General features: G+C 43.9%; 13 protein-coding genes and 2 pseudogenes. 5 read left to right on the top strand and 10 right to left on the bottom strand.

Annotated features, from left to right (window positions below):
* Positions 1 to 11 precede the first annotated feature (11 nt).
* The gene (locus FHS18_RS08320; protein ID WP_246427537.1) at positions 12 to 461 is read left to right on the top strand and encodes an SDR family NAD(P)-dependent oxidoreductase; all 450 of its coding nucleotides are present in this window, start codon (positions 12 to 14) and stop codon (positions 459 to 461) included.
* Positions 462 to 476: 15 nt separating this feature from the next.
* Complete coding sequence (locus FHS18_RS34865; RefSeq protein ID WP_343060458.1) at positions 477 to 599, top strand: SDR family oxidoreductase; 123 nt, start codon at positions 477 to 479, stop codon at positions 597 to 599.
* A 184-nt stretch (positions 600 to 783) separates the two neighbouring features.
* Here FHS18_RS34865 and FHS18_RS08315 read toward each other — a convergent pair whose 3' ends face one another.
* Together FHS18_RS08315 and FHS18_RS08310 are read right to left on the bottom strand one after the other, a co-directional pair.
* Positions 784 to 1,593 (bottom strand): GNAT family N-acetyltransferase, encoded by an 810-nt coding sequence (locus FHS18_RS08315; protein WP_183598939.1) that lies wholly within the window; start codon positions 1,591 to 1,593, stop codon positions 784 to 786.
* 566 nt (positions 1,594 to 2,159) lie between these two features.
* Entirely contained in the window at positions 2,160 to 2,645 is a 486-nt protein-coding gene (locus FHS18_RS08310; RefSeq protein WP_183598937.1) for a GNAT family N-acetyltransferase, read from the bottom strand.
* Positions 2,646 to 3,456: 811 nt separating this feature from the next.
* Here FHS18_RS08310 and FHS18_RS08305 point away from each other — a divergent pair.
* The 3 genes from FHS18_RS08305 to FHS18_RS08295 all read left to right on the top strand — a co-directional run bounded on the left by FHS18_RS08305 (position 3,457) and on the right by FHS18_RS08295 (position 4,775).
* On the top strand, positions 3,457 to 3,771 hold the full coding sequence (locus tag FHS18_RS08305) for an ArsR/SmtB family transcription factor (RefSeq protein WP_183598935.1): 315 nt from the start codon (positions 3,457 to 3,459) through the stop codon (positions 3,769 to 3,771).
* A gap of 87 nt (positions 3,772 to 3,858) precedes the next feature.
* Entirely contained in the window at positions 3,859 to 4,290 is a 432-nt protein-coding gene (locus FHS18_RS08300) for a DMT family transporter (RefSeq protein ID WP_221401248.1), read from the top strand.
* An 11-nt stretch (positions 4,291 to 4,301) separates the two neighbouring features.
* Complete coding sequence (locus tag FHS18_RS08295) at positions 4,302 to 4,775, top strand: DMT family transporter (RefSeq protein WP_183598933.1); 474 nt, start codon at positions 4,302 to 4,304, stop codon at positions 4,773 to 4,775.
* A 470-nt stretch (positions 4,776 to 5,245) separates the two neighbouring features.
* Here FHS18_RS08295 and FHS18_RS08290 read toward each other — a convergent pair whose 3' ends face one another.
* From FHS18_RS08290 to hisC, 8 genes and pseudogenes are all read right to left on the bottom strand, one after another.
* Positions 5,246 to 5,539, bottom strand: a complete 294-nt coding sequence (locus FHS18_RS08290) for a hypothetical protein (RefSeq protein WP_183598931.1) — start codon at positions 5,537 to 5,539, stop codon at positions 5,246 to 5,248.
* Positions 5,540 to 6,051: 512 nt separating this feature from the next.
* A pseudogene (locus FHS18_RS08285) lies at positions 6,052 to 7,291 on the bottom strand (IS110 family RNA-guided transposase).
* Positions 7,292 to 7,489: 198 nt separating this feature from the next.
* Positions 7,490 to 8,026 carry a hypothetical protein gene (locus FHS18_RS08280; RefSeq protein WP_183598929.1) on the bottom strand — a complete coding sequence of 179 codons (537 nt, stop codon included), beginning with the start codon at positions 8,024 to 8,026 and terminating at the stop codon, positions 7,490 to 7,492.
* A gap of 199 nt (positions 8,027 to 8,225) precedes the next feature.
* Positions 8,226 to 8,651 carry a C39 family peptidase gene (locus tag FHS18_RS35355; RefSeq protein WP_183598927.1) on the bottom strand — a complete coding sequence of 142 codons (426 nt, stop codon included), beginning with the start codon at positions 8,649 to 8,651 and terminating at the stop codon, positions 8,226 to 8,228.
* A gap of 347 nt (positions 8,652 to 8,998) precedes the next feature.
* On the bottom strand, positions 8,999 to 9,460 hold the full coding sequence (locus tag FHS18_RS08270) for a GNAT family N-acetyltransferase (protein ID WP_183598925.1): 462 nt from the start codon (positions 9,458 to 9,460) through the stop codon (positions 8,999 to 9,001).
* A gap of 520 nt (positions 9,461 to 9,980) precedes the next feature.
* Positions 9,981 to 11,268: pseudogene (locus FHS18_RS08265) on the bottom strand (IS110 family RNA-guided transposase).
* 971 nt (positions 11,269 to 12,239) lie between these two features.
* Positions 12,240 to 12,830 (bottom strand): hypothetical protein, encoded by a 591-nt coding sequence (locus FHS18_RS08260; RefSeq protein WP_183598923.1) that lies wholly within the window; start codon positions 12,828 to 12,830, stop codon positions 12,240 to 12,242.
* Between the two features lie 138 nt (positions 12,831 to 12,968).
* A complete protein-coding gene (hisC, locus tag FHS18_RS08255) occupies positions 12,969 to 14,072 on the bottom strand; it encodes a histidinol-phosphate transaminase (RefSeq protein WP_183598921.1) in 1,104 nt (367 codons plus the stop codon).
* Between the last annotated feature and the right edge of the window lie 242 nt (positions 14,073 to 14,314).

Below are 14,314 nucleotides of genomic sequence, written 5' to 3'. Positions count from 1 at the left end.
CTTTCATCAGGATGGGCCGTGCTGCAGCGCTAAGGCTCGGCAGGGAAGGCGCTAATGTCGTCATAGCTGGTCGACGAGCGAAAGAACTTCAAGAAGTTTATGAAAAAATTGTCTCTCAGGGAAGCAGAGCCCTCGCTGTTCAGACTGACGTTGCCGAACCTCGTCAGGTCGAAGTACTTGTAAACAAGACGCTGGATACGTTTGGAAGTCTGGATATGGCTTGGAACAACGCCGGCATTCTTGGTGCGTTCTCACCGATACACTCATTATTCTTTGAAGATTTCGATACTCTGATGTCGGTCAATCTGCGTGGTGTGTTCGCCTGTCTAAAATACGAGATCGCAGCGATGCTCGAATGTGGAAAGCGGGGGCGTTCGTTAACACCTCTTCGTGGACGGCGCATGGGGCAATGCCGGGTACTTCAGGCTACGCAGCCTCCGAGGGAGCACTCGATGCAATGATGAGCTTTACGGCGGGTGGGGCAATCTGAAGACGTGGCGGATGTCGTGGTCTGGCTTCTCTCCGAGGACGCTCGTTTTGTTACTGGTCAAAGCTTACTCGTAGATGGCGGTTACACGATCGGCGGATTACGCCCGTGATTGAGAACGATATATTAAAGCCAAACGGTAGACGAATGATAAATTCTCGGCTACCGTCGTGTATAGATTAATATACACTGTGGGCTATTGTAGAAGTATTCGATTGTCCGTTAGTTAAGCGACAAGCGGCTTCTGGATCATTGAACTAAAGTTCTCCAGTTAGCTCAATGGCCACAAATAGTATTTACAGTGAAAAACCTGCACACTGATATTGGTGGGTCTGCTTAAAACCAAGTCGTAGTGCTAACTTACTCGAAGCATCATTGTTCAAAGAACAATCCCAATAGCAGGAATAGCCATTCTGGATGATATCGTTGACCACCAGACTTGCCAGATTAGACCCTATCCCTCTTTGGTGGTGCTTGGGGAGTATTTCAATTCCAACCGCATGCTTTTCCTTTGTGACAAAGCTGGAGTAACAAACGCCGATGACTTCAGAGTCCACGATTGCCGCATAACCATAACCCTTTTCATAAAAGTCCTCTTCGGTATCCCAAAATTGATTAATATGAGCATATACAAATTCCTTATTGAGGAAATTGCGTATCCTCCATTCTTGCGATCGCAAACTCAATGCCTGGAAATTACCAAGTGAGTATTTCAGACAAGGCTCAAAAGCTGATAATTCGTACACGATTTGATCCCAGCACTGTAGGTCGTCTTTTGAAGAAAATAACGAATTCAGGTTCCATTTTTCATGATGGCCCGAAACTTCGAAATAGTTCATCCCAAGTCCATTCATTCTTGGTGCAATGTTTTTGGTAAGAAAGTCATGCAAATTCCCTAAAAACACCTCATTGTTTTCGTCTCCAATAAGGTAATGTCCCTTCATACCCTTACTCCAAACTAATGCGGTCCTTGGTGAGTTTACTTGGTCAGAGAATACCCATCCAGGATTATTATTTTCTAGAATGGAAAGAACCTCGGGGTGAGGATGGCCGTTTTCAAGAAGTGGAATAGCTCTTTGAAATTGACTTTGAGACAGTTCGAACATAATTCGTAACCCCTTTACAATTAGTGCTGACACACCCTTAAGTTATTAGAATATTTTACCACATGCGTGGAGTAAACAAAGACTATAATCAAACTATCCCGCCAGTTCAGCAAAGACAGTGGATCTTGCGACCGGCTGCCATCACGGGTTTATTCATCTATCGTTCCCAGTTAGCGTAACGCCCTAGTGCCTTTCGAAAGCGAAATTAATAGTTCTTTCTTTGCTTATTTTTTTCGATATATCCCCACATATAATAAGCTCCCCAAAATAATACTGGAACAATTAATGTAACTGGTCTCAATTCCCTTGGTAAATAAAATGCCATAAATATTGCAACCAACAAGAAAGGAGGGAGGAGGGTCCAATACTTTCTGTTTCGCAAGTTCGCACTTCCTTCCTAAGGATATTTGATTATTATAACTACACACTATAATACCATAAACTGGAATTTTGCTCCTGTTACTCTAATGAAACAGGGAGCAGCGCTGACGCGACCTGCTCCCTGTTCTGTTAAACTATCGTTCCCAGTTAGCTTAATGATGTAAGTAAGTTGCTAAAGGCTTACACTATAATTTTAATACCATACGAACTGTCTTTAGAATATGCCCATCAAAGTCATCGTCAAACTCTTTTACAATTTGAAACTTCTTTGCCTCGTAGAATTTTCTTCCAATAATATTTTCTTTTTCAACATTAATGAAGACTTCTTTAACGTACTGGGACTCATTAATTCCCTCTTTTAGCAGTGCTGAGCCTATCCCTTTTCCTTGATACTCTGGATAAAGATAAATAGCAGACAATTCAACTTTCCCATCATTTCTTACAAATGAAAAATTGGCGAATCCGATTATCTCCTTGTTAAGTTCAGCAACGTAAATATGCGAGCGTTCCAAGCGTCTACTCATCATTTCATCATTGTAAGCAGACTCCAGGAAACGTTCTTGGACCTCAATTGGTATTATCCCATTATAGGTAGCATTCCAACTTGTTTTTGCAACATTTTGGACTTGTTGAATATCACTTATTCGCATTTTACGAACCGCAAACTCCATTTTCAGACACCTCCACCATAATGTGGCATTTCCCAAAATTATATCGTGGAATAGGAGATTTGTCTTATGGGATTTCATTGCCTCTACTCCACCACGCAGGACTACTCCCTATTGATATTCACACAAATGGCAATTAACATATATTGGTATTATCCTGCCCATTACTTCAACGAACAGCGGCAGCAGATCTGTGATCGGCTGCCGCTGTGTTCTTTAAGCTATCGTTCTTCGTTAGTTTAAAAGAGAAAAGTAAGCTGGAAAGAGCAACGGAAGACTTGATATGACCCCTACAATAACGATAACTAAGGTATTAAACAATGACCTCAATAGCCACGTTACTGTTTCACTTATGTCCCGATTATAGAACCATGTCAAAATATAGGTCAGTATGAGATAACCGACAAGTATTCCAACCCCAATCATTTTTGAATATGTACTTGGACCAATGTACTCTTCTCTAAAGCGATGTTGGTATTCAAAACCGAATATCGAAATGTAAGAACTCGAAAGAACAATTATTGTAATAACGGAGGAAGGCAGCAATAACAGATATTTTACCTTTGATTGTTTTAGGAATGCCAAAGAGCTCATATTACCATCCTCCCCCATATACATTTATTCCATTTTAACACAATTTCATTGAGCTCAACTGCTCCTTACTTCAACAACGAACGGCAGCCGATCGTGTGCCGTCGTGTCTTGTTGAGCTATCGTTCTCAGTTAGCTTAGTCTTCCATCTTCCAATTTTGAATTCTTGTTAAAAATTGCAATCGAGTTGACATATCGAAATTACTCGATATATAATCCCCTCATGAAACCAATCGACGTCTTCAAAGCATTATCGAATGAAACTCGACTAAACATATTGCAGTGGTTAAAGGAACCCGAGAAGCATTTCCCTAAACAAGGTGCTCACTTGCCAAAGGAGGTAAGTTACAAAGGAGGAGTGTGTGTAGGGGATATTCAAGAAAAAGCGAATGCTTCTCAATCTACGATCTCACACTACTTAAATATGATGCAAAAAGCTGGTTTGCTCGAATCTATTCGTCATGGTCAGTGGACGTATTATCGGCGTAATGAAGAAGTCATTCGTCAGATAACCGAATACTTTGAAACAGAAATATGAGCTCAATGATGATTTCTGTTTTTTTAAATCGATATATCGATATTTCTAGATATATAATTATAGAGATATAAGGAGAGAACATCTGAAATGATACGTTATTTATCGTATGTACTTGCTTTATTAGCAGGGGCAGCACTCAGTTTTGAAGGAGCCATATACGGTGAGTTGGGAAAACACATCGGTGAACTGGAGACTAGTTTTTATAATTTCTTTATGGGTTCAATAATCGTGGGCTTACTCTGGATTTTCTTCGGTAAAGGAAATATTTCATATGTAGTCAAAGCACCAAAATGGACAATGCTCGGAGGGGTCTTAGGTGTTGTTTATTTAACTTCTATCGTGGTCAGTGTTCCTTTTGTTGGTATTGGAATGACCATGGCAGCGATAATTATCGGTCAAATGATTATGAGTATGGTTATTGAACATTTTGGCTGGCTGGGTAGCATGAAATCAAAAATCAATAAAGAAAAAATATTTGCCCTTATTGCAATGGTTATTTCACTCATTCTAATTAACTAGGAGGCCCTATAATGATTATTCTTATGATTTTATTCACATTGTTAGGCGGTATCACATTAAGCGCTCAATCATCTATAAATGGTGCTTTTGGTCGAAATGCTGGAACACTTGAAACTACACTTTTAACCTTTATTACAGGAACGATGTTCCTTGCAGTCTTTATTCTCTTTTTTGGTCAAGGGAATCTGTCGGCATTATTTGAAGCGCCTAAATGGCAATTAAGCGCCGCATTTCTAGGCACTATGTACTTATTACTGACTGTAATAGCCGTGCCACGAATTGGGGTGATAGCAACAAGCATAGCCGGTATTATTGGCCAACTTGTAATTGGAATGTTTATCGATAACTTCGGCTGGTTCAATAGTTTAGTATTACCGTTGGATTGGAAACGTATGACTGCGATACTATTTATGTTCATTGCACTTTATTTTGTTTACAAAGGGAATAAACGCTCAAGTCATGAGACTGAAATGAAAACGACTTAATATCCGGTTTATAACAATATCGGGCTCATCAATGGACCTGAGCACGCCGGAGCGGTTTTACACAATGGCCTAGCCGACTTGATTCTAATTGGTCGTGAACTTCTGAAAGACCCCATAGGCCACGTAGATCAGCGACAATTTGGAGTAGAATTGGCTGATCCAAATCAATATCATTCATTTCCGGCAAATCGCCCTTCTTAGAACATATAGTACAATCACAAGATCCACACCTATAAGATGTAGGGTGGATCTTTTTAATTGAAACGAATTTCCTGATTAATGACAAGTATTCGAAGTACCCTGCCCGATAACTTAACGACAGAAGGAGCAGCTACCGCGGCGGCAAACTGCTCCTGGATCATTGATCTAAAGTCCCCAGATAGCTCAATGGTATTAGCCTAAAGCAAGTATCCTTTCATAGCTAAGTCCAGTTACCTGATGAATTAATTCTATTGAAAGTTTAAGCTCTTTCATTCTCCTGGCAATGTTATCCTTAGTTGTCCAAATGCCAAATATCTTCCATTTTCAAATCCGTCTTCTCTCGCCACTTCAATTTCCTTAGAGACAATAATAACTCCCCCAACTAATTTCCCTACCCATGACGCTTGTTGGTGATCGTACTCAACGATTGCTTCACCTTCGATATCTTCTGTATAAAGAATAATTTTCTGACCTTCCGACAATTCGAAGTGGTTAAATTCGTCATCAGGTATTCTGAGCTTTTCAAGATCAGGACCGTTGAAATCAGTCCATAATTTCTTCATGAAATCAATTTTCCTTTCGTCAGTTCCTATAACTGATCATATATGCTCAATATCTTGTCTGCAATTAAAACGAAGCTATCCTGAAAAACCACGCTAAACTCCCTCTATGGAGAATCGTTTTCCTCTTAAATACGCTTGTTTTCTTAGGTTTTGAACGTTTTTCTTCCGTACGAAACAACAACTGAATGGAACAAGGTTGTAGAAGATGCAGAATATGGGGCGGGGAAAGCAAAAAAAGCATATCCACCAAGACCACTCGTTTAAAAAAGTGGTCGTTCTGGAGATTTATGGTCGCACCTTTGGATCTCCACATCGCCTCATGGAGGTCTACCCTCCCATGTCTCACAGAGTCTTCGCTCCCACATTCCTTCATTCAACCTGTCCATGAGGTGGAGGTCGGATATGCTGCCCGACAGGATCTTCGTCCGTATGTTAACGCTGTTCCGACTCATCCGTGCTTCAATTGTCTGTACCTTTGTTACTTACGTTCGTCTTCTATGAAAAACATGAATTTAAGCCGCTAACGACACTTCCGTGAACCGTGGGATATCCTGCAACATCTTTACTTCGCTGAACCGATGCCCTTTTTTCAAGACACCAAAGAGAATTCGAACCAGCTTGCCGCAAAGCGCAATGAGCGACTGCATCTTTTTCAACGGATTATCTGGCCGTTTGGTGTAGTACTGATGCAAAGCCTTAAACGCTCGGTTCTTCGCCACCAGCGGCATCATGACGCGAAATAACAGCGCTCGCAGCCGCTTACGACCTCGCTTCGTGATCTTCGTTTGGCTTAACGATCTGTTTGGGATGCCGGTAACGTTCAATATCGCCAACTTCAGCGAGGAAACCGGCTATACTGTCCCGGCCAATTCCTTTAATGGCCAATAGTTGCTTCACCTGTGGGATTTGCCCCAAAAGCTCATCCAACCTTGCTTCAAGCTCTTCAAACTTACTCTCAAGCAACTCGTACTGCGTTAACAACAGTTGAAGCTCGAGTTTTGCAAGCGCAGTCCCTTCTCGTATACCAACAGAACGGCTTGCCGCTGCTTTCAGACTTCTCATACGTTCGACGCCGAGACCTCGCTTGGCAACCTGTCTGAGATGACTCAGCAAGGCTTCCTCCGACTCCGTAACCAGCTCATGCGGCAATAAACAGAGGCTGAGCATTTGGCGTGCGGACTTGCATTCCCAATCCTTAAAAACCGTGAGGAACTCTGGAAAATACCGGTCCAGCCAGTTATGAACGCGGCCTTGCACTACACGCAGGTCAGTGGACAGATGGTCGCGAATTTTCATCGCTTCCCTTAGTTCGGCATAGATGCTCTGGGGAAGGTTAGGTACGGCGTATCTTCCGTCTTTGACGAGCTGCGCGATGACTTTAGCATCTTTAATGTCGTTCTTGGTCGGCGAATTGTCATCCAACTCTTTGCTTTTCTTCACGTGGAGCGGATTAACCACAGCGCACATAACGTGCTGCTCTCTTAGAAAATGGGCCAGGTTTAGCCAGTAGTGACCGGTCGGCTCCATGCCAACGATGACGCCCTGGAACCCTTGCTCCGTCGCAATCTTTCTGAACCAGCCAACGAACATTTCGAAGCCTTCACGGTTGTTCTCAAACGTAATGGGCTTCCCGAACTCCACTCCGCGGTAGTCTTGTGCGCGAGCCACATGTTTGAATTTAGCGATGTCTACACCGACAATTAAGGTAGAAGAAGTAATTTGATTAATGCGTTCATTTTGAGTAGAATTGATCTTGTAGTCTCCTTGGTTTGTTTTTGGATCCGGTCGCTGGCCAGCATCGTGGACCCATTAACATCATACCAAGGAGTCTTTTTGTTTCTCAAACCTCGTATTTCTTCAATATAGGAATGCTGCCCGATAGCTAAACGACAGAAGAGCAGCTGCGCGGCGGCAAGCTGCTCCTGGATGGTTCTGAACTAACGTCTCCAGTTAGCGCAACCATGAGGTTAATGGTTTATCATCCCAAACTTGTACTTCTATGTACCTCTCTGGCCCATCTTTCCCCTGACTGTTCCATTCTTGTGGTAATCCGAATTCATCAATTAGATGGTAAATCTCATTTAACGTATATACCTGACCTCGATATTTTTTCCCATCTTGATACCTCATGGTTGGAAACAAATCTCCATACGTAAAACTTATGGTCAGTGGAACGAATTCTGTAATTGGGATTCGAAGTACCTTACCTTTCTCAAACCACTCCAAGAGCCACGGACACTCTCCAACAGTCATGTAATGGGGATAAATTCGAATAGGTTTTCCGCCTTTTTTCATAAATAATTCCCTTGCTCTTTTTTCAAGGCTTCGTCGAATAGTAAGATAGTCCATTGATCTTTTACTCGCAAACCCTTTTTTCTCAATCCGAATTTCATTAAGAACTCGTTCAGCTTCTTCGGGTTCCAAATCAGACAAATTACGAAAAGGTCCTACGGAATCATCGAAATAATGGTATAGGAAATCAATCATTCAAACCCCCACTATCTGGTAAAATGTCTAATCTAATCATACCATTTCAACCTGCTTTATTGAATTTTCCTGCCCGATAGCTCAATGAGGCCACCGATCTTAACCGGCAGCCTCATAATGTGTGGTTGTATGGAACTAACGTTCCCAGATAGCTTAATGAGTTAGAGGTATTTTTTATTCGCGAGCGGGAGAGGTTAGACTAGCTCGTTGCCGTTACATTTGGACGTATCACGATATACGTATTTTTACAAAATGGTACCCATGTCTTCCATAACGCCTCAAAATCATGGATTGATACTTTTCGGTTATAACAGGTTTCCTTACAGTTGATGGTGTGTTCCAAAGAGTCTGCCAAGTAAAAGTATTCGTCATCATATCCAACGACTGGTACAAAGTGCAAATACCTTTGATTAGGTAAAACTCTTATAAACGCAATGACCGGAATACCCATAGTTACTTGTTTCTTTAAGGTATCAACATTTCCAGAGCAAAAAAAGACGTCAAAACCTAGCTTCTTAAAGAACGAGAGAATGCCCTTAGGGGTAACTGTTCCATCGTATAACTTTCTAGGGTAGTTTTTATAGATCATGTTACCATCCGACTCTACCCCAAAATGTCTCAGCACGTATGCGCTTGAAAATGCGGCGCATTCATAATATTATGCTGAATGTCCATCCTATTCGAGGATTGAATAACATATGAATTTGGGACTGCGCTGGTCGAGATAAAGTCCTTACTCGGGAGAACAAAATAATATAATACTAAGACGGCCAGGCATATACCTATTGCTAGTATCGAAACAAGAATAAACCCCACTATATACCTCCTATAAATCCCTATATTTGAGATATTCGTGGGTTAGCGTGTGTATTCCTCCTAGTATTAGCGCATTCCTCTCATATCTTAACGACACAAAGAAGCAGACTGCCGAGTTGGCAAACTGCTCCAGGATCATTGAACTAAAGTTCTTCGTTAGTTGAACGTCGAGGCTTCATACACCTTTGTCTCATCACCAGTAAAGATGTATGCATTAGTAATATGAATCCAGCCGTATTTCTCATAATATCCGTTCAAATCTGTACAAAGATAAAGTTTGCTGTGACCCTTTTTATCCGTTTCTTGAAGAGCATGTTTCATTAATTGGGACCCAATTCCCCGTCCTCTTTGTTCTGGGGATACGTATAAACAAGCAAGCCACGGAAATATATCTTGTCGAGAAATCAAATCATTACGCAATAAAGCGTATGTACCAATAATTGACTCGTTTTCTATCGCTATATAAAAGCTTGGTAATTCACTATTAGTATTTATTGAATGAAGCATACAATCGTGATAAAACTTAAAGTTCTTTTCAGTGCCCCATTGATTCCAAAAAAATTGTACAGCTCTTTCGAAATAATCGGGCTTATCTTTTATTTCATAAACCTCTACCATAACATTCTCCCTTCCCTGTACTGAATAGCTTTTATGGCTTGCATATTCTACATAATTATATCAAATTAAGTTCCTAATTATGGGAAGAGTATTATTATAACTAAACTCCCTCTATGGAGAATCGTTTTACTCTTAAATAAACTTGTTTTCTTAGGTTTTGAACGTTTTTCTTTCGTACGGAGCAAAAGCTGAATGGAACAAGGTTGTAGAAGATGAAGAATATGGGTCGAGGAAGGTAAAAAAAAGCATACCCACCCAGACCACTCGTTTTAAAAAGTGGTCGTTCTGGAGATTTATGGTTGCACCTTTGGATCTCCACATCGCTTCATGGAGGTCAACCCTCCCATGTCTCACAGAGTCTTCGCTCCCACATTCCTTCATTCAACCTGTCCATGAGGTGGAGGCCGGATATGCTGCCCGACAGGATCTTCGTCCGTATGTTAACGCTGTTCCGACTCATCCGTGCTTCAATTGTCTGTACCTTTGTTACTTACGTTCGTCTTCTATGAAAAACATGAATTTAAGCCGCTAACGACACTTCCGTGAACCGTGGGATATCCTGCAACATCTTTACTTCGCTGAACCGATGCCCTTTTTTTCAAGACACCAAAGAGAATTCGAACCAGCTTGCCGCAAAGCGCAATGAGCGACTGCATCTTTTTCAACGGATTATCTGGCCGTTTGGTGTAGTACTGATGCAAGGCCTTAAACGCTCGGTTCTTCGCCACCAGTGGCATCATGACGCGAAATAGCAGCGCTCGCAGCCGCTTACGACCTCGCTTCGTGATTTTCGTTTGTCCCTTGTGTTTACCGGACGTGTTTTCTTTTAAGTTTAAGCCTGCAAGCTTAATGATCTGTTTGGGATGCCGGTAACGCTCAATGTCGCCAATTTCAGCGAGGAAACCGACTATACTGTCCCGACCAATTCCTTTAATGGCCAGTAGTTGCTTCACCTGTGGGATTTGCCCCAATAGCTCATCCAGCCTTGCCTCAAGCTCTTCAAACTTACTCTCAAGCAACTCGTACTGCGTTAACGACAGTTGAAGCTCGAGTTTTGCAAGTGCGGTCCCTTCTCGTATACCAACAGAACGACTTGCCGCTGCTTTCAGACTTCTCATTCGTTCGATGCCGAGACCTCGCTTGGCAACCTGTCTGAGATGACTCAGCAAGGCTTCCTCAGACTCCAAGACCAGCTCATGCGGCAACAAACAAAGACTGAGCATTTGACGTGCGGATTTGCATTCCCAATCCTTAAAGACCGTTAGAAACTCGGGGAAATACCGATCCAACCAGTTATGGACGCGGCCTTGCACAACACGCAAGTCAGTCGACAGATGATCGCGAATTTTCATCGCTTCCCTTAGTTCGGCATAGATGCCCTGGGGAAGGTTAGGTACGGCGTATCTTCCGTCTTTGACGAGCTGCGCGATGACTTTAGCATCTTTGATGTCATTCTTGGTTGGCGAATTGTCATCCAATTCTTTGCTTTTCTTCACGTGGAGCGGATTAACCACAGCGCACGTAACGTGCTGTTCGCTTAGAAAATGGGCCAGGTTCAGCCAGTAGTGACCGGTCGGCTCCATGCCAACGATGACGTCCTGGAACCCTTGCTCCGTCGCAATCTTTCTGAACCAGCCAACGAACATTTCGAAGCCTTCACGGTTGTTCTCAAACGTAATGGGCTTCCCGAACTCCACTCCGCGGTAGTCTTGTGCGCGAGCCACATGTCTGAATTTTGCGATGTCTACACCGACAATTAAGGTAGAAGAAGTGATTTGATTAATTCGATCATTTTGAGTAGAATTCATTTTGTAGTCTCCTTGGTTTGTTTTTGGATCCGGTCGCTGGCCAGCATCGATTACCCATTAACATCATACCAAGGAGTCTTTTTCTTTCTCAAACCTCGTATTTCTTCAATATAGGAATGCTGCCCGTTAGCTTAATAAACTTTGCTTAAAGAACTCTTAATAGTGAGCATATCCTTTAAGAACACCGAGCAATCCCTGAAAGCAACAATATTTACGAAAACAGCGTATTATTAAAATAACAGTAACTTTACTCTTTAATTGATTCTTCATTTATTACCACCGTAAGGGGGCTTTTTTATGCAAAGACGATCCTACTCGGCTTCTGAGAAACTTCAGCAATACAGCATTTACAACCCGACGTTATGGAAATGGCAGTGTCCATTACGTATTAAGGCGTTCCAATAACAATCCCCTGATATTCCAGACGTTGAAACTAGCCTTGCGACAGTTCCAGGAAGCAGGCCAATGCCTCATAGCGATAGGGGCCTCCAATACACGTCGCTGGACTTCAAAGCGCTCTTGGAAGAAAGCAAGATTTCTCAGAGTATGTCTCGAGTGGGGCGATGCATCGATAACGGCCCGATGGAATCATTGGGGGTACCTTAAAATGCGAAAAGTATTATTTGCACACGTACCACACTTTTGAGGAGCATGAAAAGGACATCATTCGTATAGCCATTTCTACAACAACGAACGATTGCAAGCAAAAATAAAACGACCTCTGACCAATGGAATTCAGGACGAAGGCCGCTTGATTGAGTTCTATTTTTTATACTGTCTACTTGACGGGGGCTGTTCAGCGGCAATCTGCTCCTGAAGACATACGTTTCTTGAGTCAGGGAGCAGTGCCGAGCAGCCAGCCCCCATTCGCGTTGAACTCCCTCGTTCGTTCTCACCCGCTCTTGCTGCGCAAGATTATTCCATCCCCGCTTACCGATGTTCTTCTGGATCATCGTGCGGCATAACCGCCGCTATACGGTATCCAGGAATAGCAGGTTCCGATAGATGAATTCGGTTGAATTGTACTTGAAGGTGAGCGATACGCCGCCCTCCTCTACCCCTGTTCCAATCGAGATCAAGGCTCGCGTACGAACCACGGAACGGACCATCTGCCTAACAACTTTATCATTGCCCATGCCCACGGCCTTATTGAAAGCCGCCGCAAAGCTGCAATCCCGCGCAAGCTTCAGGTACAGCGGCAACACCGCACGGGCGATCGCCCTATGGATGCGCACCTCAAAGACGGACTGCGTGGAACCCGGTAGAATCGTCGTGCCATTCGTTAACAGGAATCTGGGATCACCTGAAGGGAAAGCCACGAAATATCCGATGCTGTTGGATCCGAGCTGCTCAAAGTTAATTTTAGGCGATACGGCACGCAGCAGGCTTGCCATCTTGTCGAGATCCGCTGTTGTAACGGCCTTGCTCCACTTCATCGCATAGGTTTGGCTGGCTGCAATCGCCTGATAGAAAGGCAGCATCTTCCGGGCTGTTCGCTGCAGTACCCGAACCGGGACGAGACCGTCGTTGCTTTTGCGAAGAATGGTTTTCTTCTGGACCATACGCGTACCCCTCCTATATATCGCTAGGGAATTTCTCCTACAGCGTATGATAAAAAGGTCAGCCTGCTTGGGCATGGAGACCAAAGCCAGGCGGGTTAGCGCATGCCTGCCGGCGGATCGCCATTACGTCTATTGCCTTTAGGAAAGGGAATGCAACTCTCGCAGCTTATCCATGAGCATATCGTTTTCTTCCGGCAAGCCGACCGTGATACGAATATGATCCGGCAAGCCCCATCCGCCGCCGAATCGTACGATAACCCCGCTCTCCATTAATTGTCGGCAGAGTCGTTCGGCGCTTGCGCCCGGCTTAATGAGTATGAAATTACTCATGCTCTCCGTATACGGAATTCCGAGCTGCCGCAGGAGGCCGTACAACCGCTGTCGCTCCTCCTGTACGAGGCGGCTTGACGCTTCCACATGCTGGTCATCGAGAATCGCGGCCGCCGCCGCAACCTGCGCTAACGCGTTGACGTTAAACGGCTCCTTCACTTGAACAATACTGCGGATAATCGACTCAGGCGCAATGCCGTAGCCAACGCGAATACCTGCAAGTCCGTAGGCTTTGGAGAACGTCCGCAAGCAAAGAAGCGGATAGCCCGCCTTCACATATTCGATTCCATCGGTGTAATCGTCCGCCGTAACATAGTGACTATACGCGGTATCGAGGACAACCAGGATGCGCTTCGGTAAAGCGTCGAGAAGCCGCTGCAGCTGAGCCTTGCGGAGAATCGTGCCCGTCGGATTGTTGGGCGAGCATAAAAACATGATTTTGGTACGTTCGCTAACGGCATCGAGCATCGCCTCGACATCGTACTCGTAATTGGCCGATAGTGGAATCGTAATGATGCGCGCGCACATGAGTTTCCCCGCAAACTCATATTCGCTGAAGGAAGGACCGGGCACGATGACTTCATCCCCTTCTTCTAGGAATGCTTCGGATACTAACGTAATCAGCTCATCTCCGCCATTGGTTACGATGATCTGTTCGGCGGGCAAGTCAAATTTGCCGGCAATGCTCTTTCGCAAATCAATCGTCTGCGCATCCGGATACCGATGCAGATCGGACATCGCGCTTGCGATCGCCTCCAGTGCTCTTGGCGATGGTCCGAGCGGATTCTCATTGGAAGCCAGTTTGACGACTGTGGTCAGGCCGAACTCCCGCTGGACTTCCCAAATCGGCTTGCCTGGCGAGTAGGCCTTCAATTGCTGCAATGCGCCGCGAGCTTGTACGTTGTCTCCCATTAAACTCCACCTGCTCTTTCTAATTTAGTTTGCGTTATTGCGATAACACAATAATACTGTAATGCGTTAACTAAGTAAAGTATCTGCGCCGACCTTTTTTCCAATTTTTCAAAATCCGACATCCGTTCTAGAAATGTAGTTTTCGACTACACGCTATCAGCAAGCAAATTTAAAGGGCCTCGGTCCAATGGAACGCAGGACCAAGGCCGTCTCACTTTTTTCGCTATCTATTGGGCGGGAAG

The organism is Paenibacillus phyllosphaerae, from assembly GCF_014192105.1.
Classification (GTDB): domain Bacteria; phylum Bacillota; class Bacilli; order Paenibacillales; family Paenibacillaceae; genus Paenibacillus_Z; species Paenibacillus_Z phyllosphaerae.
Note: the sequence above shows the minus strand (reverse complement) of the source record. Positions and strands in the feature narration are given on the sequence as shown.